Source organism: Streptomyces sp. NPDC014676 (assembly GCF_043084105.1).
Taxonomy (GTDB): Bacteria; Actinomycetota; Actinomycetes; order Streptomycetales; family Streptomycetaceae; genus Streptomyces.
Map to the genome: position 1 here is coordinate 524,904 of NZ_JBIBZI010000001.1, position 19,896 is coordinate 544,799.

Here is a 19,896-nt window from a genome sequence, read left to right on the forward strand (position 1 = left end):
TGTCCCCCGGGCAGGCACAGTCAGTCGGGGCAGCAAGGGTTGTTCTCGCGGTTGAAGGATGCCTTCAACGGGCGTTGAGGCACGTGTTCGACGGGCGCTGACGCTGTCTCCGCCGTCCTGTCGAAAAGTGGCTTATGCCAAGGGGAAGGGCAGATTCGGTGTGGGGCGGGGGACGTGACAACATGCCGTCATGTCCTCCGTACTGACCGATATCTGCCCGCACCCGATCGTGCAGGCACCCATGGCGGGCGGTGTCTCCGTGCCGCAGCTCGCCGCGGCCGTGTCCGAGGCGGGCGGGCTCGGTTTCCTGGCCGCCGGGTACAAGACCGCGGACGGGATGTACCAGGAGATCAAGCAGCTACGGGGACTGACCTCCCGGCCCTTCGGCGTCAACCTCTTCCTCCCGCAGCCGGAGACGGCCGACCCGGCCGCCGTCGGCGTCTACGCCCACCAGCTGGCCGGCGAGGCCGCCTGGTACGAGACCCGGCTCGGTGATCCCGACAGCGGCCGGGACGACGGCTACGACGCCAAACTCGCCGTGCTGCTGGACAACCCGGTGCCGGTGGTGTCGTTCCACTTCGGCGTGCCGGCCCGCGAGGTCCTGGACTCCCTGCGCCGCGTGGGTACGTTCACGCTGGTCACCGCCACGACCGCGGAGGAGGCCCAGGCCGTGGAACGGGCCGGCGCGGACGCGGTGATCGCGCAGGGCGTAGAGGCCGGCGGCCATCAGGGCACCCACCGGGACGTCCCGGAGACGGACGGCTCCGGCGTCGGACTGCTCTCCCTCGTCGCCCAGGTCCGGGAGTCGGTCGGCATCCCGGTCGTCGCCGCCGGAGGCATCATGCGCGGCGGCCAGATCGCCGCCGTCCTCGCGGCCGGCGCCGCCGCGGCCCAGCTCGGCACGGCCTTCGTCGCCGCCCACGAGTCCGGCGCGCACGCCCTGCACAAGCGGGCCCTCACCGACCCCCTGTACGCGCGCACCGAGCTGACCCGCGCCTTCTCCGGCCGCCCGGCCCGCGCCCTGGTCAACCGTTTCCTGCGCGAGCACGGCCCGTACGCGCCCGCCGCCTACCCGGACGTCCACCATCTCACCGCGCCCCTGCGCAAGGCCGCCGCCAAGGCCGGCGACGCACAGGGCCTGGCGCTGTGGGCGGGACAGGGCCACCGGATGGCCCGCGAGCTGCCCGCCGGGCAACTGGTGGAGGTGCTGGCCGCCGAACTGGCCGCCGCCCGGGCGGCGTTGTCGGCGGGAGGCGCCCGATGACCGCGCCGGTGTTCGTCGTCGACCACTTCGACGCGGGCGGCGGAGGCCGGTACGTGCTCGACGGCCCCGAGGGGCGGCACGCCGTCTCCGTGAAGCGGCTGCGGGCCGGTGAGGACGTCGTCCTCACCGACGGCGCGGGCCGCTGGGCGGACTGCGTGGTGCTCGGCACCGAGGGCAAGGACAGTCTGATCGTCCAACTGGACTCGGTGACCGAGGAGCCCCCGGAGGAACCCCGGCTCACCGTCGTCCAGGCCCTGCCCAAGGGCGACCGGGGCGAGGTGGCCGTGGAGACGATGACCGAGGTCGGCGTGGACGTGATCGTGCCGTGGGCGGCGTCGCGCTGCATCACGCAGTGGAAGGGCGAGCGGGGGCTGAAGTCCCTCGGCAAGTGGCGGGCGACGGCGCGGGAGGCGGGGAAGCAGTCCCGCCGGGTGCGGTTTCCGCGGGTCGCGGATGCGGCGACGAGCAAGCGGGTTGCGTCACTTCTCGCCGAAGCGGACTTCGCGGCCGTGCTGCACGAGAGCGCTACGGAGTTCCTGGCGACCGTCGAACTTCCCACCTCCGGGGACATCGTGCTGGTCGTCGGACCGGAAGGCGGTGTCTCTCCGGAGGAGTTGGCGCTCTTCGAGGAGGCCGGCGCGCGTGCCGTGCGGCTGGGACCCAGTGTGCTGCGTACGTCCACGGCGGGAACGGCCGCGGCGGCGCTGTTGCTCGGGCGTACCGGGCGCTGGTCCTGACCTGAGGGTTTCCTCGCCCCGCCGCCCCTTCCCGTCCCGAACCCGGGGCTCCGGGGGCAGCGCCCCTGGGACGGGACGGGACGGGCAAGGGCGGCGGGGGCGGACAACCAAGTGACCATATGCGCCCTACCGTCCCGCCGGTGACGGTGGCAGGCTGCCGTCCATGGGGGCGATGAAAAGGGTTCCGCGTCAGTGGCGACGACAGGCGCTCGCCGCCGGCTTCGCCGTGGCCGCCGTGACCGGCGTCACCGCGTGCGAGGGCGGCGGACTCAGCTCCGCGGCCGTCGCCTTCACGACCGACGCGACCGTGACCGAGGAACTCGACCGGCGGAAGGCCGACGTGCGCTGGCTCAGCTGCACCGGATCCTTCGGGGACAAGGAAGGCCAGGACACCGTCGCCTCCGTCGACTGCCAGGGCGAGACCCGGGACGGCAAGGAGATCGCCGTCACCGGAAGGATCACCCACGCCGTCAACGGCGCCTGCGTACGCGGCAACCTCACCGCGAAGGTCGACGGGAAGCGGCTCTTCCAGGTCGACGGCCTGGGCGACTGCGACTCCACCAGCCCCCCGCGCGTGGGCGAACCCACGCACCGCGGCCCGAACCCCACCGTCACCGTGACCGTCACGACGACCGTGTGGTGCGAGCAGTACCCCTCCTGTCGCCCCGTCGAGGGCAAGTGATCCAAACCCCTGTCCAGGCGGCTTCCCCGTGCATAGGGTGATCGGGTGACACAGCCCGCATCGGTCGCATCCGCCGCTTATCTCCGGTTTCCGCATCTGCACGGCGAGTTGGTCGCCTTCACCGCCGAGGACGACGTGTGGCTCGCCCCGCTCGACGGCGGCCGGGCCTGGCGGGTCAGCGCCGACAACGTGCCCGTGACCCAGCCCCGTATCTCGCCCGACGGCACCACCGTCGCCTGGACCTCCACCCGCGACGGCGCCCCCGAGGTGCATGTCGCGCCCGTCGGCGGCGGCCCCACCAGACGCCTCACCCACTGGGGCAGCACCACCACCCGGACCCGCGGCTGGACGGCGGACGGCCAGGTCCTGGTGACCAGCTCCCAGGGCCAGGCCAGTTTCCGCCGCACCTGGGCCCGCGCCGTCCCCCTGGACGGCGGTCCCGCCACCACCCTGCCCTACGGCCCCGTCGGCGACGTCGCCCAGGGACCGCACACCGTGCTGCTGTCCGCGCCGATGAGCCGCGAGGCCGCCTGGTGGAAGCGCTACCGGGGCGGTACGGCGGGCAAGCTGTGGATCGACCGCGAGGGCGACGGCGAGTTCGTACGGCTGCACGAGGACCTCGACGGGAACATCGAGTGCCCGCTGTGGGTGGGGGACAGGATCGCGTTCCTCTCCGACCACGAGGGCACCGGCGCCCTGTACTCCTCCCTCGCCGACGGCTCCGACCTCCGCAGGCACACTCCCCTCGACGGTTTCTACGCCCGGCACGCCGCCGGCGACGGCACCCGTGTCGTCTACTCCAGCGCCGGTGAACTGTGGCTCCTCGACGGTCTCGACGGGGACGAACCGCGCCGCCTCGACATCCGGCTGGGCGGGCAGCGCGTCGACCTCCAGCCGTTCCCGGTGAACGCCGCCCGCTGGTTCGGTGCCGCGTCCCCCGACCACACCGCGCGCGGCAGCGCCGTCTGCGTGCGCGGCACCGTCCACTGGGTCACCCACCGTGCCGGCCCCGCCCGCGCGCTCGCCGCGACCCCGGGCGTACGGGCCCGGCGGCCCCGCACCTTCCGCGCGGACGGCGAGGAGTGGGTGGTGTGGGTGACCGACGCCGAGGGCGACGACGCCCTGGAGTTCGCCCCCGCCACCGGACTCGCCCCGGGCACCACCCCGCGCCGGATCGCCGCCGGGCGGCTGGGCCGCGTCGTGGGGCTCGCCATGGCCCCCGACGGCAGCCGCGCCGCCGTCGCCTCCCACGACGGCCGGGTCCTCCTCGTCGAGCGGGAGACCGGCGAGGTCCGCGAGGTCGACCGCAGCGACAACGGCGACGTCTCCGGGCTGGTCTTCTCACCCGACTCCTCCTGGCTCGCCTGGTCCCACCCCGGCCCGCGCCCGCTCAGCCAGCTCAAGCTCGCCCACACCACCGACCTGTCGGTCACCGAGGCGACCCCGCTGCGCTTCCAGGACTACGCGCCCGCCTTCACCCTCGACGGCAAGCACCTCGCCTTCCTGTCGACCCGCTCCTTCGACCCGGTCTACGACGAGCACGTCTTCGACCTGGCCTTCGTCGAGGGCGTACGGCCGTACCTGATCACCCTCGCGGCGACCACCCCGTCCCCCTTCGGCCCGCAGCGGCACGGCAGGCCCTTCGAGACCCCGGACCGCGACGAAACCCCCGACAGCGAGGGCACCCCCACCACCCGGATCGATCTCGACGGCCTCGCCGACCGCATCGTGCCGTTCCCGGTGGAGGCCGCCCGCTACACCAACCTGCGCGCCGCCAAGGACGGCGTGCTGTGGCTGCGGCACCCGGTGCGCGGCGTGCTCGGCGCGTCCCGCGCCACGCCCGACGACCCGGACCCCAAGACCGACCTGGAGCGCTACGACCTCGACCGGCAGCGCATCGAGCACCTGGCCGTGGACGCCGACCACTTCGAGGTCAGCGGCGACGGCAAGCGGGTGCTGCTGTGGACGGACGGGCGGCTGAAGGTCGTACCCAGCGACCGGCGCGCCTCCGGCGACGACGACAGCGACACCAACATCACCGTCGACCTGGACCGCGTACGTCAGTTCGTCGACCCGGCCGTCGAGTGGCGGCAGATGTTCGACGAGAACGGCCGCATCATGCGGGACAACTTCTGGCGTCCCGACATGAACGGCGTCGACTGGGACGGGGTCCTGGACCGCTACCGGCCCGTGCTCGACCGGCTCGCCACCCACGACGACCTGGTGGACCTGCTGTGGGAGGTGCACGGCGAACTCGGTACCTCGCACGCCTACGTCATCCCGCGCGGCGGCTACGGCGACGGGGCCCGGCAGGGACTGCTCGGAGCGGACATCTCCCGCCACGAGGACGGCAGTTGGCGGGTCGACCGGATCCTGCCCGCGGAGACCTCCGACCCGGACGCCCGCTCGCCGCTCGCCGCGCCCGGGGTCGCCGTACGGGTCGGGGACGCGATCGTCGCCGTCGCCGGACAGCCGGTCGACCCGGTCACCGGGCCGGCGCCGCTGCTGGTGGGGACGGCGGGGAAGCCGGTGGAGCTGACGGTGTCGCCCGCGGGGGGCGGTGAGCCGCGGCACGCCGTGGTGGTTCCGCTCGCCGACGAGGAGCCGCTGCGGTACCACGCGTGGGTCGCGGACCGGCGGGCGTACGTGCTGGAGAGGTCCGGCGGGCGGCTGGGCTACATCCACGTTCCCGACATGCAGGCGCCCGGGTGGGCGCAGATCCACCGCGACCTGCGGGTGGAGGTGCTGCGGGAGGGGCTGATCGTGGACGTGCGGGAGAACCGGGGCGGGCACACGTCTCAGCTCGTGGTGGAGAAGCTGGCCCGGCGGATCGTGGGGTGGGACCTGCCCCGCGGGATGCGGGCGGAGAGCTATCCGCGGGACGCGCCCCGGGGGCCGGTGGTGGCGGTCGCCAACGAGTTCTCCGGGTCCGACGGGGACATCGTGAACGCGGCGATCCGCGCGCTGGGGATCGGGCCGGTGGTCGGTACCCGTACGTGGGGAGGCGTGATCGGCATCGACAGCCGGTACCGCCTGGTCGACGGGACGCTGGTGACCCAGCCCAAGTACGCCTTCTGGCTGGAGGGGTACGGATGGGACGTGGAGAACCACGGGGTCGATCCGGACGTGGAGGTCGTGCAGCGGCCGCAGGACTACGCGGCGGGACGGGATGTGCAGTTGGACGCGGCGGTGAGGCTGGCGCTGGAGGCGCTGGAGTCGACGCCGGCGAAGGTTCCTCCGGAGGTTGGGTGAGCTGAGGGGGTGGCCGGGGGCCGGCGTTGGTGTGGGCCGGGGGTGTTCACGCAGCCCGGCGTTTACGGGGTGCCTCCCCCACTCTCGACTCCGCTCGAGCGGGGGGACCCCCATGAGCGGGAGGTACCCCCACCGCCCACCCGTGCCGCCCTGGGGGTACCTCCCAGGCCCTTGAGGCACTGGGGGAGGCACGACTGCCCGCGGGAACGCCGGGCTGCGTGAACACCCCCGGCCTGCGGCACGACTGCCCGCGGCTACGGGCGCGGGTACGATGCTTCGTACTTGATCAGCTGGCTTGAGGAGGGTTCATGGCTGGGGAGCCTCAGGACGACTGTCTGTTCTGCAAGATCGTCGCGGGGAGCATCCCGGCGACGATCGTGCGGGAGACCGGGACCACCGTCGCGTTCCGTGACATAAACCCCCAGGCGCCCACCCATGTGCTGGTGATCCCGAAGGCGCACCACCGGGACGCCGCCGCCCTCGCCGCCGCCGCGCCCGAACTCGCCGCGGACGTGCTGCGGGAGACGCAGGCCGTCGCCGACGAGGAGAAGCTGGAGAGCTACCGCATCGTCTTCAACACCGGCAGCGGCGCCGGCCAGACCGTCTGGCACGCGCACGCCCACGTCCTGGGCGGTCGCGGTCTCCAGTGGCCCCCCGGATAAGCCGCCTTGTCCGTACGTGAACTGGTGGTGCTCGGCACCGCCAGCCAGGTCCCCACCCGGCACCGCAACCACAACGGCTACCTGCTGCGCTGGGACGGCGAGGGCATCCTGTTCGACCCCGGCGAGGGCACCCAGCGGCAGATGCTGCGCGCCGGGGTCGCCGCCCACGACCTGAACCGGATCTGCGTCACCCACTTCCACGGCGACCACTCCCTCGGCCTCGCCGGGGTGATCCAGCGCGTCAACCTCGACAAGGTGCCGCACGGGATCACCGCCCACTACCCGCGTTCCGGTCAGCGCTTCTTCGACCGTCTGCGCTACGCCACCGCCTACCGCGAGACCGTCGCCCTCACCGAGGCCCCGGTCGACACGGACGGCCCCCTCGACCGCACCCCCGGCTACACGCTGGAGGCACGCAAGCTCTCCCATCCCGTCGAGGCGTACGGCTACCGGCTGGTCGAACCCGACGGACGGCGCATGCTGCCCGACCGGCTGGCCGCGCACGGCATCAAGGGCCCGGACGTCGGCCGCATCCAGCGCGAAGGAGTACTCGACGGGGTCCCGCTGGAGGAGGTCAGCGAGGTGCGGCGTGGGCAGCGGTTCGCGTTCGTCATGGACACCCGGCTGTGCGACGGGGTGTACGCGCTCGCCGAGGGCTGCGACATGCTGGTCATCGAGTCGACGTTCCTCGACGAGGACGAGGTGCTCGCCGTCGACTTCGGCCACCTGACCGCCGGGCAGGCCGCCCGGGTCGCGCGCGAGGCGGGGGTACGGCACCTCGTCCTCACCCACTTCAGCCAGCGCTACTCCGACCCGGAGGAGTTCGAGCGGCAGGCGCGGGCGGCCGGGTACGAGGGTGAGCTGACCGTGGCACAGGATCTGCAACGGGTGGCACTTCCGAAGCGTCGGTGAAAACGCCGTACGATATTTCGATGCCCGTACCAAAAGCCGAACTGCACCTTCATATCGAAGGCACCCTGGAGCCCGAGCTGGCCTTCGCCCTCGCCGCGCGCAACGGTGTCGAGCTGCCCTACGCCGACACCGACGCGTTCCGTGAGGCGTACCGCTTCGAGGACCTGCAGTCCTTCCTGAACCTGTACTACGAGCTCATGGCGGTCCTGCGCACCGAACGGGACTTCGAGGACCTCGCCGACGCCTATCTCGCCCGCGCCGCCGCGCAGGGGGTGCGGCACGCGGAGATCTTCTTCGATCCGCAGGCGCACCTGGCGCGCGGTGTCGGCATGGGCACCGTCGTCGAGGGGCTGTGGCGGGCGCTGGGCCGGAGCGGGGAGACGCACGGTGTCTCGACCCGGCTGATCATGTGCTTCCTGCGGGACGAGTCCGCCGAGTCGGCGCTGGCGACGCTGGACGCCGCGAAGCCGTACCTGGACCGGATCACCGGGGTCGGCCTGGACTCGGCGGAGGTCGGGCATCCGCCGGTGAAGTTCCGGGAGGTGTACGAGGCCGCCGCCGCGCTGGGGCTGCGGCGGGTCGCTCACGCGGGGGAGGAGGGGCCGCCGGAGTACATCACCGAGGCGCTGGACGTCCTCGGTGTGGAGCGGGTCGACCACGGGCTGCGGTGCGTGGAGGATCCGGCGCTGGTGGAACGGCTGGTGCGGGAACGCGTGCCGCTGACGCTGTGTCCGCTGTCCAACGTCCGGCTGCGCACCGTGGACACCCTCGCCGACCACCCGCTGCCCGCGATGCTCGACGCCGGTCTGATGTGCACGGTCAACTCCGACGACCCGGCGTACTTCGGCGGCTACGCCGGGGACACCTTCGACGCGGTGCGCGAGACCCTGGGCCTCGGCCCGGAGCGCCTGCGCGAGCTGGCCCGCAACTCCTTCCTGGCCTCCTTCCTGGAGGACGACGAGGCTCTGCGGGCCCGGTACCTCGCCGAGGTGGAGGCGTACGACTTCTGACCGCAAGGGCGCGGAGGCGCGGGCTTCAGTGGGTGGCGCCCGGTGCCCGGGTCGCCGCCGCCGTGTCGTAGGTGCGCCGGGCCGGGGCCGGGGTGCCGTCGAGGAGGATCTCGACCACCGGCTGTTCCGGGGCGCCGACCTCGGGGACCGCGCCCGTCGGGGTGCCGGTGGCCGCCGCGACCACCGCCGCCGGGTGACCACCGCGGCGGCGGACCGCGCCCGGCAGCAGCGGACGCCCCCCGGTGTGCAGCGCGACCGCGGTCATCGGCAGCGCGACCAGCAGCAGACCGGTTCCGAGCACCGCGCCCATCACCGGGAACCCGGCCTGCGCGGACAGCACGCTGCCGGTCAGCGGCCCCGCGGCGGTCCCCAGGGACGACGCCGAGCCGACCAGCACGGCCCACCGCCCGCGCGGATCCAGTGAGGCCGCCAGCCCGATCAGGTACGACAGCACCACCGGGTAGATCGTGTTCCAGGCGATCTCACCGGTGGCGAAGCCGCCGAGACCGGTCGCGGAGGCGCTGAGCGCGATGCAGCCGGCGATGAGGACCGTGCCGCCGCCGATGGGCAGCGCCCGCCCCAGCCGCGATCCCAGCGCGCCCGCGCCCAGGACGCCCAGCAGCCCGGCGCCCAGCGCCACCGCGAAGACGACCCCCACGGTCGGCTCGGACAGGTGCGCCTGGCCGACCCCGATGCGCCCGCTCACGCCCCACAGCGCGTTCTGGGCGAGCGACCACAGCAGCATGGTGCCGGCCAGGACCGCGCCGGAACGCCGGTGCGGCAGCCGGGCGGCGACGGTGTCGTCGGCCCCGGTGCGGCGCGGACCGGGCGTGCCGGCCGGCAGCCGGGACGTCAGTGGCCACACGGCCAGCGCGGTCAGGGCGATGGCGGCCAGGGTGAGCCCGTGACCCGGCAGGCGCGGCACCGTCAGGTACACCACCCCCGCGAGCGCGGAGACGCTGAGCAGCCCGAGCGCGGACGCCCGGTGCGGGTCCCGTTCGGCGGCGATCCGGGTGGCGGCGACCGTCGTGGCCGTACCCGAGCCGAACCCGCCGATCACCGCGCCGGCGACGACGGCCGGTACGGAGGTGGTGAGGGCGGCCCCTCCGTAGCCGACGGCGGCCAGCAGCAGGCCCAGCCGGGCCAGGGTCCGCGCCCCGACCCGCTCCACGCGCGACGCCAGCAGGAACCCGGCGGTCGCCGAGCTCAGCAGCAGCGCGCTGCCGACGGCTCCCGCCTGGGTGGCGGAGAGGGCGAGCCCGCGTTCCAGCCGGCCGACGGTGGTCGGCAGCAGATACGGGGCGAGGTACCCGGCCGTGAAAAGGGCGACGAGGGGCCAGGGGGCGGTGCGGGGGGCGAACACGGGCGTTCCCAGGGCGTGCGGAAGGGACGGTGCGGGGACCGTGGGGAGGGAGGGGGCGACGACCGTCGGCCGACGGGAGCGCGCGGGCAATTTGTATCAAGCGGGGGAAGGGCAACGGGAGCGCGCGAGGTGTGATCTAGGACACTCTCGTGTTTGGGGTCCGGCGAGGTCGGGTAATAGCGTCCGCTATCGCCAGTGAACGGCCCCGCCACCTGCGGGAATCGTCGTCTCCACCTTCGTCCGGATCTCCCGCATCACGGCGACGATCCGCTCCTCCCGCTCCGGCGTCAGCCGGGCCACCGGCACCGAGCAGCTGATGGCGTCCTGCGCTGGGGTGGCGTACCGCAGGGCGAAGCCGAAGCCGACGATCCCGGGCACGCCCTCCTCGCGGTCCACGGAGTAACCGCGCTCCCGCACCCCGGCCAGATCGGCGGCCAGCGACTCCCGTGAGGTGTGCGTGTTCAGCGTGGCCGCCTCGTACGGCCCCTCGGGCAGTTCCTCGTCCGGCCGCTCCGCCAGCAGCGCCTTGCCGAGCGCGCCCACGTGCGCCGGCAGCCGCCGCCCCACCCTGCTGATCGTCCTCAGGTATTCGTGCGACTCGCGGGTCGCCAGGTACGCCACGTCGTGGCCGTCCAGCCGCCCCATGTGGATCGTCTCGCCCAGCGCGTCGGACGCCTCGTCCAGATACGGGCGTACGGCCCGCACGCGCGGGTCCGAGTCGAGGTAGCTGGTGCCGGTGAGCAGGGCGCGGATGCCGATGCCGTACAGCGAGCCGGTGACGTCGGTGCGGACCCAGCCGCGCGCGATCAGGGTCTGCAGCAGCGCGTACATCGAGCTGCGCGGCACCTTCAGCGCGTCCGCCAGCTCCTGGAGGCGCGCCGGACGGTCACCGCGCGCGGCGAGCAGTTCCAGTACCTCCATCGTGCGCGCGGCGGACTTGACCTCGCGCACGCCCCCTGTCTCCGGCATGCGCCGATCGTAGACCGGCCCGATGAGGTCCGGGACGGGCCATTGACGGTTCTCGTTCGCCTACTTAACCTTCATTTTCATACATGGATAACATCTACATGGGGAGATGAGTGAGGGTGAGTTCCGATACGGACCCGAGCGGTACGGCCGCCGTGGCACGGCGTCTGAAGGACGGGATGGCGAACGGGGTGCTGTCCTTCCCGCTCACCGCCTTCCACGAGGACGGCTCCCTCGACCCGGACGGCTTCCGCGCCTACGTCGCCGAACGGCTCGCCACCGCCCCCGGCGCCGTCTTCCCCGCCTGCGGCACCGGCGAGTTCTTCTCCCTGGACGAGGACGAGTACCGGCAGGTCGTCACCCTCACCGTCGAGGAGAGCGCGGGCCGGACGCCGGTCGTCGCCGGCGTCGGCTACGGCTGGGCGCAGGCCGCCCGCTTCGCGCGCATCGCCGAGGACGCCGGCGCCGACGCCCTCCTCGTCCTGCCGCACTACCTCGTCGCCGCCCCGCAGGACGGCCTCGTCGCCCAGCTCGAAGCCGTCGCCGCCCGCACCCGGCTGCCGCTGATCACCTACCAGCGCGGCCAGGTCGCCTACACCGCCGGATCACTCAAGCGGATCGCCGCCCTGCCCAACGTCATCGGCCTCAAGGACGGCCACAGCGACCTCGACCGCCTCCAGCGCCTCACCCTCGCCGCCCCCGAGGGCTTCCTCTTCTTCAACGGCGCCGCCACCGCCGAGATCCAGGCCCGCGCCTACGCCGCCGTCGGCGTCCCCGCCTACTCCTCCGCCGTCCACGCCTTCGCCCCCGAGATCGCGAACGCCTGCTTCACCGCCCTGCGCGACGGCGACCACGGCACCGTCGACAAGCTGCTGCGCGACTTCTACGTGCCGTTCGTCGAACTGCGCGACCGCGTCCCCGGATACGCGGTGTCACTGGTGAAGGCGGCGGCCCGGCTGCGCGGACGCCCCGTGGGCCCCGTACGCGCCCCCCTCACCGACCCCACCCCCGGCGACCTCGCCGACCTGCGCACCCTCCTCACCGCCGGACTCGACCTCGTAGGAGCCGCCCTGTGACCACGCCGTCCCCCCGCGACCTGACCGTCACCGAGGTCCGCCTCACGCCGATCCTCGTCGCCGACCCGCCCCTGCTCAACACCCAGGGCGTCCATCAGCCGTACACCCCCCGCCTGATCGTCGAGGTGGTCACCGCCGACGGCACCACCGGCCTCGGCGAGACCTACGGCGACACCAAGTACCTCGACCTGGCGCGGCCCCTCGCCGACCGGCTCGTAGGCCGTCGAGTAGGCGAGCTGAACCGGCTGTTCACCGAGGCCGACGACGTGGCCGTCGACGCCTCCCAGGTCTCCGGACAGGTCGACGTCGGCGGACTGCGCGGCGTGCAGACCGCCGACAAGCTGCGCCTGTCCGTGCTCTCCGCCCTCGAGGTCGCCTGCCTCGACGCCCTCGGCAAGAGCCTCGGCCTGCCCGTGCACGCCCTGCTCGGCGGCAAGGTCCGCGACGCCGTCGAGTACAGCGCGTACCTCTTCTACAAGTGGGCCGACCACCCCGAGGGCGTGCCGGCGGAGGAGGACGACTGGGGTGCCGCCCTCGATCCGGCCGGCGTCGTCGAGCAGGCCCGGATCTTCACGGAGCGGTACGGCTTCACCTCCTTCAAGCTCAAGGGCGGCGTCTTCCCGCCCGACGAGGAGGTCGCCGCCGTACGCGCCCTCGCCGCCGCGTTCCCCGGACACCCGTTGCGCCTGGACCCCAACGGCGCCTGGTCCGTGGAGACCTCGCTGAAGGTGGCCGGGGAGCTCGGGGACCTCCTCGAATACCTGGAGGACCCCGCGCTCGGCACCCCCGCCATGGCCGAGATCGCCGCCCGCACCTCAGTACCGCTCGCCACCAACATGTGCGTGACGACGTTCGCCGAGATCAAGGAGGCGTTCACGCGGGACGCCGTCCAGGTCGTCCTCTCCGACCACCACTACTGGGGCGGACTGCGCAACACCCAGCAGCTCGCCGCGATCTGCCGCACCTTCGGCGTCGGCGTCTCCATGCACTCCAACACCCACCTGGGCATCAGCCTCGCCGCGATGACCCACGTGGCGGCCACCGTGCCCAACCTGCACCACGCCTGCGACTCCCACTACCCCTGGCAGTCGGAGGACGTCCTCACCGAGCGCCTCACCTTCGAGAACGGCACCGTGAAGGTCTCCGACGCGCCCGGCCTCGGCGTCGAGCTCGACCGCGACCGGCTGGAGGTCCTGCATCAGCGGTGGCTCGACGACGACGGTTCACTGCGGGACCGCGACGACGCGGCGGCCATGCGTGTCGCCGACCCGGAGTGGGTCACACCGGCCGTGCCGCGCTGGTGATCCTCCCAGGGGTGAACCTGGAGTGACGGCCGTCACGTTGTCGGTGGCGTGGTGCACACTGGCCTGAACCGCACCACGTCAGGGAGCGCACCGTGATGGCGTTTACCGGGAAGGCACGCGTCGAGGGACCGCACTGCTCGTCCCAGGTCGATCCGCTCGCCGCTCTGCGCGCACCGGACGACCCGCCCTGGGACGTCTACCTCACCGGCACCGTCTTCCTCGACATCGTCTTCACCGGGCTCGGCTCCGCCCCGGTGCGCGGGACCGAGTCCTGGGCACGCGGGATGGGGTCGAGCCCCGGCGGCGTCGCCAACATGGCCACCGCCCTGGCCCGCCTCGGCCTGCGCACCTCCCTCGCGGCGGCCTTCGGCGACGACCACTACGGCGAGTACTGCTGGGACGCGCTGGAGCAGGGCGAGGGCATCGACCTCTCCCTCTCGCGCACGGTCCCCGGCTGGCACTCGCCGGTCACCGTCTCCATGGCGTACGACGGTGAGCGCACGATGGTCTCCCACGGCCACGAACCCCCGCCCGAGGAGCCGGCCCCCGACTGCCCGCCCCGCGCGCGTGCCGCCGTGGCCTCCCTCACGCCCGGCCGCGGCGCGCCGTGGATCGCGCAGGCCGCGCGCAAGGGGACCCGCGTCTTCGGCGACGTCGGCTGGGACGACACCGGGGCGTGGGACCTGGCCGCGCTGCCCGACCTGCGGCACTGCGAGGCGTTCCTGCCGAACGCGGAGGAGGCGATGCGGTACACCGGCACGGACTGCCCCCGCGCGGCGGCGCACGCCCTCACCGAGCATGTGCCGGTCGCGGTCGTCACCCTCGGCGCGGAGGGCGCGTACGCGGTGGACCGGCGTACGGGGGAGACGGCGTCGGTGCCGGCGATCGAGGTGGAGGCGCTCGATCCGACCGGGGCGGGGGACGTGTTCGTCGCCGGGTTCGTCACGGGGTCGCTGGCGGGGTGGCCGCTCGCCGACCGGCTCGCCTTCGCGGGACTCACGGCGGCGCTGTCCGTCCAGGAGTTCGGGGGGTCGCTGTCGGCGCCGGGGTGGACGGAGATCGGGGCGTGGTGGCGCCGGGTGCGGTCGGTCGAGGGGCAGGACCCCTCGGCGCTGGGGCGGTACGAGTTCCTGACGGGGCTGGTCTCGGGGGAGCTGGCGCGGCCGTGGCCGCTGCGGCGGGCGGTGCCGACGATCGGCTTCCGCCGGTCCGCCTGAAACGGGGGCCCGCCCCCGCGCTTTCCTCGCCGGGGTCCGCCCCCGCGCCCCGTTCCGGGGGCTCCGCCCCCGCGCCCCCGCCAGGGGGCTCCCGCCCCCTGGCCCCCCGGCCTGTGCCCACCCACCACCCGACTCGGCCGGCTGGAAAGCGGGCCACGGGCCCGGGCGCCGGCTTGACTCGGTGGGCCGGGGCGCGGGGCCGGATCGGTGGGGCGAGAGAGCACGTAAAAGGCCTACGGGGTTGTCACCCCGCCGTCGTACCCTGGGAATCGCGAGGCCGCCCTCCGCTGTGCGGCCGTGACGAGGAGGATCCGCAGGCCTTCAGAGCCGGCCCATGACTCAGACACCCACAGCTCACACCCCCGCGCAGGGACAGGCGAGAGTGCAGTTCACCGTCCCCGCCCAGCACCCCATGGTGACCGTGCTGGGGTCAGGGGACTCCCTCCTGCGCGTGATCGAGAAGGCCTTCCCGGGGGCCGACATCCACGTCCGGGGCAATGAGATCAGCGCGGTCGGCGACGCCACGGAGGTCGCCCTCATTTCGCGCGTGTTCGACGAGATGATGCTGGTGCTCCGCACCGGGCAGCCGATGACGGAGGACGCAGTGGAACGCTCGATCGCCATGCTCAAGGCGAGCGACAACGGGGAGAGCGACGGCCAGGAGACCCCGGCCCAGGTGCTCACGCAGAACATCCTGTCCTCGCGCGGCCGCACGATCCGCCCCAAGACGCTCAACCAGAAGCGTTACGTCGACGCGATCGACAAGCACACCATCGTCTTCGGCATCGGCCCGGCCGGCACCGGCAAGACGTACCTCGCCATGGCCAAGGCGGTGCAGGCCCTGCAGTCCAAGCAGGTCAACCGCATCATCCTGACCCGCCCCGCGGTCGAGGCCGGCGAGCGGCTCGGATTCCTGCCGGGCACGCTCTACGAGAAGATCGACCCGTACCTGCGCCCGCTCTACGACGCGCTGCACGACATGCTCGACCCCGACTCGATCCCCCGGCTGATGGCGGCCGGGACGATCGAGGTCGCGCCGCTCGCGTACATGCGCGGACGCACGCTCAACGACGCGTTCATCATCCTCGACGAGGCCCAGAACACCAGCCCCGAGCAGATGAAGATGTTCCTCACCCGCCTCGGGTTCGACTCGAAGATAGTGATCACGGGTGACGTGACGCAGGTCGACCTGCCGAACGGCACCAAGTCCGGCCTGCGGCAGGTGCAGGACATCCTGGAGGGCCTGGACGACGTCCACTTCTCCCGGTTGTCGTCCCACGATGTCGTCCGGCACAAGCTGGTGGGCCGTATCGTCGACGCGTACGAGCAGTACGACAGCCAGCACGGCACCGAGAACGGCACCCACAAGGGCGGCCGGGGCAAGTCCGGGCACAAGGGGAAGTAGACCGAGCACCAGATGTCGATCGACGTCAACAACGAGTCCGGAACCGAGGTCGACGAGCAGGCGATCCTCGACATCGCCCGCTACGCGCTCGCGCGGATGCGCATCCACCCGCTCTCCGAACTCTCGGTGATCGTCGTGGACGCCGGCGCCATGGAGCAGCTCCACATCCAGTGGATGGACCTGCCCGGCCCGACGGACGTCATGTCGTTCCCGATGGACGAGCTGCGGCCCCCGTCCAAGGACGACGACGAGCCCCCGCAGGGGCTGCTCGGCGACATCGTGCTCTGCCCCGAGGTCGCCGCCAGGCAGGGCCAGGAAGCGGAGACGCGGCACACCATGGACGAGGAGCTCCAACTGCTCACCGTCCACGGTGTGCTGCACCTGCTGGGCTACGACCACGAGGAACCGGACGAGAAGGCCGAGATGTTCGGCCTGCAGGCCGCCATCGTGGACGGCTGGCGCGCGGAGAAGGGCCTCACCGGCCCGTCCCCGGCCCCGACCGTGTCATGAGTCCGACACTCGTCCTCGGCGCGATCGCCCTGGTCGTCGTCGCCTGGCTGGCCGCCTCCGCGGAGGCCGGCATCGCGCGCGTCTCCAGCTTCCGCGCCGAGGAGGCCGTACGCTCCGGCCGCCGGGGCGCCGCCAGGCTCGCGCAGATCGCCGGCGACCCCACCCGCTACCTCAACGTGGCGCTGCTGGTCCGCGTCGTCTGCGAGATGGCCGCCGCCTCCCTGATCACCTACGGCTGCCTGCGCGAGTTCGACGGGACCGCCGAGGCACTGCTGATCGCCATCGCGATCATGGTCCTGGTGTCGTACGTCGCCGTCGGGGTCTCCCCGCGCACCATCGGCCGCCAGCACCCGCTGAACACCGCCACGGCCGCCGCGTACGTCCTGGTGCCGCTCGCGCGGGTCATGGGACCGATCCCGAACCTGCTGATCCTCATCGGCAACGCGCTCACCCCCGGCAAGGGCTTCCGGCGCGGACCGTTCGCCTCCGAGGCGGAGCTGCGCGCGATGGTGGACCTCGCGGAGGCGGAGTCGCTGATCGAGGACGAGGAGCGCCGCATGGTGCACTCGGTCTTCGAGCTCGGCGACACGCTCGTGCGCGAGGTGATGGTGCCGCGCACCGACCTCGTGGTGATCGAGCGGTACAAGACCATCCGCCAGGCCCTCACCCTCGCCCTGCGCTCCGGTTTCTCCCGCATCCCGGTGACCGGCGAGAACGAGGACGACATCGTCGGGATCGTCTACCTCAAGGACCTGGCCCGCAAGACGCACATCAGCCGGGACGCCGAGAGCGAACTGGTGTCCACGGCGATGCGGCCCGCGTTCTTCGTGCCCGACACCAAGAACGCCGGCGACCTGCTGCGCGAGATGCAGAAGGAACGCAACCACGTCGCCGTCGCCGTCGACGAGTACGGCGGCACCGCCGGCATCGTCACCATCGAGGACATCCTCGAGGAGATCGTCGGCGAGATCACCGACGAGTACGACCGTGAACTCCCGCCGGTGGAGGAGCTGGGCGAGGACCGCTACCGGGTCACCGCCCGCCTCGACATCACCGACCTGGGCGAGCTGTACGGCCTGGAGGAGTTCGACGACGAGGACGTGGAGACCGTCGGCGGGCTGCTCGCCAAGCACCTCGGCCGGGTGCCGATCGCGGGCGCCTCGTCCCTGGTCGCGCTCCCCGACGCCCGCGAGCTGCGGCTGACGGCCGAGGCGTCGGCCGGCCGCCGGAACAAGATCGTGACGGTGCTGGTGGAGCCGGCGGACCCGCCGGCCGACGAGGAGGAGAAGCCGGAGTGACCCCGCAGGAGCTGCGCGCCCTCTGCCTCTCCTTCAACGCGGCGGTGGAGGAGTTCCCCTTCAACCCGGAGACCTCGGTCTTCAAGGTCGGGGGCAAGCTCTTCGCCCTGACCGCCCTCGACGCCGAGCCCCTCACGGTCAACCTCAAGTGCGACCCGGACGACGCGATCCGCCTCCGCACCGAGCACCCGGACCTGATCGTCCCCGGCTACCACATGAACAAGCGGCACTGGAACACGGTGACGGCGGACGGCACCCTCCCGGACCGGCTGGTCCGGGAGCTGGTCGAGGACTCGTACGACCTGGTCGTGGCCGGTCTGCCGCGCGCCGACCGCCTCCGTCTCGACCGGCCCTGAGGCCGAAGGCACGTCCCCTTATGCTCGGATCATGACCGACACCACCGCGCTGAACCCCGAGGACCGCAAGATCGTCACCCTGGCCCGTTCCGCGCGGGCCCGTAACGGTGTGCCCGAGGGCGCCGCCGTACGCGACGAGACCGGCCGGACGTACGTCGCCGGGACCGTGGCCCTGGACTCCCTGAAGCTCAGCGCCCTGCAGACGGCGGTCGCGATGGCCGTGGCGTCCGGGGCGACGTCGCTGGAGGCGGCGGCCGTGGTGACCGAGGCGGAGTCCGCGTCGCCCGAGGATCGCGCGGCCGTACGGGACCTCGGCGGCCCCGCGACCCCGGTCCTGGTGGCCGGTACGGACGGCACGGTCCGGGAGACGGTCACCGCGGGCTGAGGCCATGGAGGGCCCCACTTGTTACCGGCGGTAAGCAGGCCGGAATCCCCCCTTGTCGCGCACCGCCTCCCGCGCATCGATGGAACCCGCCGGTTCGGACGGCACGTCGGCCCGCTCACCGGCACCGTGGCCTCCGGCGACAGCCTGGAGGCCTTCGGCGGCACCCTGAGGGTGACCGGGTTCGGCTTCATCACCATCACCTGCACGGCGACCGCACCGCAGGTACCGGGCCCGTTCGTCTTCGACTGACCTCACCGGGCGGACGGCCGGACCGGGCCCTCACGGGTGCCCGGTCCGGTCCCGTCCCGGACGGGTGGTACGGCGGGGTCTTCCGCATCAGGGAGAATGGGCGGCATGAGTGTTCGTACCCAGTCATCCGAGCAGCCCGCCGACGCCGTCCACCGGGCCGGCTTCGCCTGCTTCGTGGGCCGCCCCAACGCGGGCAAGTCCACCCTCACGAACGCTCTGGTCGGGCAGAAGGTGGCGATCACCTCGAACCGGCCGCAGACCACCCGGCACACCGTGCGCGGGATCGTGCACCGCGAGGACGCGCAGCTCATCCTGGTGGACACCCCCGGGCTGCACAAGCCGCGCACCCTGCTCGGCGAGCGGCTGAACGACGTGGTCCGCACCACCTGGGCCGAGGTCGACGCGATCGGCTTCTGCATCCCCGCCGACCAGAAGATCGGCCCCGGCGACCGCTTCATCGCCAAGGAACTGGCCGGGATCAAGAAGACCCCGAAGATCGCGATCGTCACCAAGACCGACCTGGTGGACGGCAAGGCGCTGGCCGAGCAGCTCATCGCCGTCGACCAGCTCGGCCGGGAGCTGGGCATCACCTGGGCCGAGATCATCCCGGTCTCGGCGACCGCGAACCAGCAGGTCGACCTGCTGGCCGACCTCCTGATCCCCCTGATGCCGGAGGGCCCCGCCCTCTACCCCGAGGGCGACCTCACCGACGAACCCGAGCAGGTCATGGTCGCGGAGCTGATCCGCGAGGCGGCCCTGGAGGGCGTCCGCGACGAGCTCCCGCACTCCATCGCCGTGGTCGTCGAGGAGATGCTCCCGCGCGAGGACCGCCCCGCCGACAAACCCCTCCTCGACATCCACGCCAACCTGTTCATCGAGCGCCCCAGCCAGAAGGGCATCGTCATCGGCCCCAAGGGCAAGCGCCTGAAGGACGTCGGCATCAAGTCCCGCAAACAGATCGAGGCACTCCTCGGCACCCCCGTGTTCCTGGACCTGCACGTCAAGGTCGCCAAGGACTGGCAGCGCGACCCGAAGCAGTTGCGGCGCCTCGGCTTCTGAGGGGGCGAGGGTCGGCGTCAGGTTCCGTGAGTGGATCGAGGTGCTGCTCGGAACGCCCGCCGCGCGGCGGTAGCCGCATATCGGTACAGCCTGGACCTGCACGTCAAGGTCGCCAAGGACTGGCAGCGCGACCCGAAGCAGTTGCGGCGCCTCGGCTTCTGAGGGGGCGAGGGTCGGCGTCAGGTTCCG

20 protein-coding genes are annotated in these 19,896 nt (G+C 72.7%); 18 read left to right on the forward strand and 2 right to left on the reverse strand.

From position 1 onward, the window contains the following. Positions 1-190: 190 nt before the first annotated feature. The 7 genes from ACF1DX_RS02365 to ACF1DX_RS02395 all read left to right on the forward strand — a co-directional run bounded on the left by ACF1DX_RS02365 (position 191) and on the right by ACF1DX_RS02395 (position 8,519). Complete coding sequence (locus ACF1DX_RS02365; RefSeq protein WP_391789362.1) at positions 191-1,264, forward strand: nitronate monooxygenase; 1,074 nt, start codon at positions 191-193, stop codon at positions 1,262-1,264. Continuing rightward, on the forward strand, positions 1,261-2,001 hold the full coding sequence (locus tag ACF1DX_RS02370; protein ID WP_391789363.1) for a 16S rRNA (uracil(1498)-N(3))-methyltransferase: 741 nt from the start codon (positions 1,261-1,263) through the stop codon (positions 1,999-2,001). The genes ACF1DX_RS02365 and ACF1DX_RS02370 overlap by 4 nt, the downstream gene beginning before the upstream one ends. A 163-nt stretch (positions 2,002-2,164) precedes the next feature. Beyond that, the gene (locus ACF1DX_RS02375) at positions 2,165-2,683 is read left to right on the forward strand and encodes a hypothetical protein (RefSeq protein ID WP_391789364.1); all 519 of its coding nucleotides are present in this window, start codon (positions 2,165-2,167) and stop codon (positions 2,681-2,683) included. Between the two features lie 45 nt (positions 2,684-2,728). Further along, positions 2,729-5,935, forward strand: a complete 3,207-nt coding sequence (locus ACF1DX_RS02380; protein WP_391789365.1) for a S41 family peptidase — start codon at positions 2,729-2,731, stop codon at positions 5,933-5,935. Positions 5,936-6,243: 308 nt separating this feature from the next. Beyond that, positions 6,244-6,597, forward strand: a complete 354-nt coding sequence (locus ACF1DX_RS02385) for a histidine triad nucleotide-binding protein (RefSeq protein ID WP_391789366.1) — start codon at positions 6,244-6,246, stop codon at positions 6,595-6,597. 6 nt (positions 6,598-6,603) lie between these two features. Continuing rightward, positions 6,604-7,509 (forward strand): ribonuclease Z, encoded by a 906-nt coding sequence (locus ACF1DX_RS02390; protein ID WP_391789367.1) that lies wholly within the window; start codon positions 6,604-6,606, stop codon positions 7,507-7,509. 20 nt (positions 7,510-7,529) lie between these two features. Then, entirely contained in the window at positions 7,530-8,519 is a 990-nt protein-coding gene (locus ACF1DX_RS02395) for an adenosine deaminase (RefSeq protein WP_391789368.1), read from the forward strand. A gap of 25 nt (positions 8,520-8,544) precedes the next feature. Here the strand turns inward: ACF1DX_RS02395 and ACF1DX_RS02400 are convergent, their stop codons facing one another. Further along, positions 8,545-9,882 (reverse strand): MFS transporter, encoded by a 1,338-nt coding sequence (locus ACF1DX_RS02400; protein ID WP_391789369.1) that lies wholly within the window; start codon positions 9,880-9,882, stop codon positions 8,545-8,547. A 186-nt stretch (positions 9,883-10,068) separates the two neighbouring features. After that, positions 10,069-10,851, reverse strand: a complete 783-nt coding sequence (locus ACF1DX_RS02405; protein ID WP_391789370.1) for an IclR family transcriptional regulator — start codon at positions 10,849-10,851, stop codon at positions 10,069-10,071. A 176-nt stretch (positions 10,852-11,027) separates the two neighbouring features. Here ACF1DX_RS02405 and ACF1DX_RS02410 point away from each other — a divergent pair, with 176 nt between their 5' ends. The 11 genes from ACF1DX_RS02410 (at position 11,028) to ACF1DX_RS02460 (ending at position 19,869) form a co-directional block, all read left to right on the forward strand. Further along, on the forward strand, positions 11,028-11,924 hold the full coding sequence (locus ACF1DX_RS02410; RefSeq protein WP_391789726.1) for a 5-dehydro-4-deoxyglucarate dehydratase: 897 nt from the start codon (positions 11,028-11,030) through the stop codon (positions 11,922-11,924). Then, the gene (locus ACF1DX_RS02415; protein ID WP_391789371.1) at positions 11,921-13,228 is read left to right on the forward strand and encodes a glucarate dehydratase family protein; all 1,308 of its coding nucleotides are present in this window, start codon (positions 11,921-11,923) and stop codon (positions 13,226-13,228) included. Before ACF1DX_RS02410 ends, ACF1DX_RS02415 begins: the two co-directional genes overlap by 4 nt. A gap of 95 nt (positions 13,229-13,323) precedes the next feature. After that, complete coding sequence (locus ACF1DX_RS02420) at positions 13,324-14,445, forward strand: carbohydrate kinase family protein (protein ID WP_391789372.1); 1,122 nt, start codon at positions 13,324-13,326, stop codon at positions 14,443-14,445. Positions 14,446-14,779: 334 nt separating this feature from the next. Beyond that, the gene (locus ACF1DX_RS02425; protein WP_391789373.1) at positions 14,780-15,850 is read left to right on the forward strand and encodes a PhoH family protein; all 1,071 of its coding nucleotides are present in this window, start codon (positions 14,780-14,782) and stop codon (positions 15,848-15,850) included. 12 nt (positions 15,851-15,862) lie between these two features. Continuing rightward, positions 15,863-16,360 carry an rRNA maturation RNase YbeY gene (gene ybeY, locus ACF1DX_RS02430; protein ID WP_030858279.1) on the forward strand — a complete coding sequence of 166 codons (498 nt, stop codon included), beginning with the start codon at positions 15,863-15,865 and terminating at the stop codon, positions 16,358-16,360. Further along, on the forward strand, positions 16,357-17,658 hold the full coding sequence (locus tag ACF1DX_RS02435) for a hemolysin family protein (RefSeq protein ID WP_391789374.1): 1,302 nt from the start codon (positions 16,357-16,359) through the stop codon (positions 17,656-17,658). Before ybeY ends, ACF1DX_RS02435 begins: the two co-directional genes overlap by 4 nt. Continuing rightward, positions 17,655-18,014, forward strand: coding sequence for an MmcQ/YjbR family DNA-binding protein (locus ACF1DX_RS02440; RefSeq protein ID WP_391789375.1), 360 nt, complete (start codon positions 17,655-17,657; stop codon positions 18,012-18,014). Before ACF1DX_RS02435 ends, ACF1DX_RS02440 begins: the two co-directional genes overlap by 4 nt. A gap of 31 nt (positions 18,015-18,045) precedes the next feature. After that, positions 18,046-18,399, forward strand: coding sequence for a cytidine deaminase (locus tag ACF1DX_RS02445; protein ID WP_391789376.1), 354 nt, complete (start codon positions 18,046-18,048; stop codon positions 18,397-18,399). 18 nt (positions 18,400-18,417) lie between these two features. Further along, the gene (locus ACF1DX_RS02450; protein ID WP_391789741.1) at positions 18,418-18,648 is read left to right on the forward strand and encodes a hypothetical protein; all 231 of its coding nucleotides are present in this window, start codon (positions 18,418-18,420) and stop codon (positions 18,646-18,648) included. Positions 18,649-18,753: 105 nt separating this feature from the next. After that, positions 18,754-19,707 (forward strand): GTPase Era, encoded by a 954-nt coding sequence (gene era / locus ACF1DX_RS02455; protein WP_030858290.1) that lies wholly within the window; start codon positions 18,754-18,756, stop codon positions 19,705-19,707. A 30-nt stretch (positions 19,708-19,737) separates the two neighbouring features. Continuing rightward, on the forward strand, positions 19,738-19,869 hold the full coding sequence (locus tag ACF1DX_RS02460) for a hypothetical protein (RefSeq protein WP_391789742.1): 132 nt from the start codon (positions 19,738-19,740) through the stop codon (positions 19,867-19,869). The last annotated feature ends 27 nt before the right edge of the window (positions 19,870-19,896 follow it).

Bases quoted from the DNA above. Each gene is read 5' to 3' on its own strand.
- ACF1DX_RS02365 (WP_391789362.1), top strand. From the start codon at position 191: ATGTCCTCCGTACTGACCGATATCTGCCCGCACCCGATCGTGCAGGCA.
- ACF1DX_RS02405 (WP_391789370.1), bottom strand. From the start codon at position 10,851: ATGCCGGAGACAGGGGGCGTGCGCGAGGTCAAGTCCGCCGCGCGCACG.
- ACF1DX_RS02435 (WP_391789374.1), top strand. From the start codon at position 16,357: ATGAGTCCGACACTCGTCCTCGGCGCGATCGCCCTGGTCGTCGTCGCC.
- era (WP_030858290.1), top strand. From the start codon at position 18,754: ATGAGTGTTCGTACCCAGTCATCCGAGCAGCCCGCCGACGCCGTCCAC.
- ACF1DX_RS02425 (WP_391789373.1), top strand. From the start codon at position 14,780: ATGACTCAGACACCCACAGCTCACACCCCCGCGCAGGGACAGGCGAGA.
- ACF1DX_RS02370 (WP_391789363.1), top strand. From the start codon at position 1,261: ATGACCGCGCCGGTGTTCGTCGTCGACCACTTCGACGCGGGCGGCGGA.
- ybeY (WP_030858279.1), top strand. From the start codon at position 15,863: ATGTCGATCGACGTCAACAACGAGTCCGGAACCGAGGTCGACGAGCAG.
- ACF1DX_RS02445 (WP_391789376.1), top strand. From the start codon at position 18,046: ATGACCGACACCACCGCGCTGAACCCCGAGGACCGCAAGATCGTCACC.
- ACF1DX_RS02410 (WP_391789726.1), top strand. From the start codon at position 11,028: ATGGCGAACGGGGTGCTGTCCTTCCCGCTCACCGCCTTCCACGAGGAC.
- ACF1DX_RS02420 (WP_391789372.1), top strand. From the start codon at position 13,324: ATGGCGTTTACCGGGAAGGCACGCGTCGAGGGACCGCACTGCTCGTCC.
- ACF1DX_RS02375 (WP_391789364.1), top strand. From the start codon at position 2,165: ATGGGGGCGATGAAAAGGGTTCCGCGTCAGTGGCGACGACAGGCGCTC.
- ACF1DX_RS02385 (WP_391789366.1), top strand. From the start codon at position 6,244: ATGGCTGGGGAGCCTCAGGACGACTGTCTGTTCTGCAAGATCGTCGCG.
- ACF1DX_RS02395 (WP_391789368.1), top strand. From the start codon at position 7,530: ATGCCCGTACCAAAAGCCGAACTGCACCTTCATATCGAAGGCACCCTG.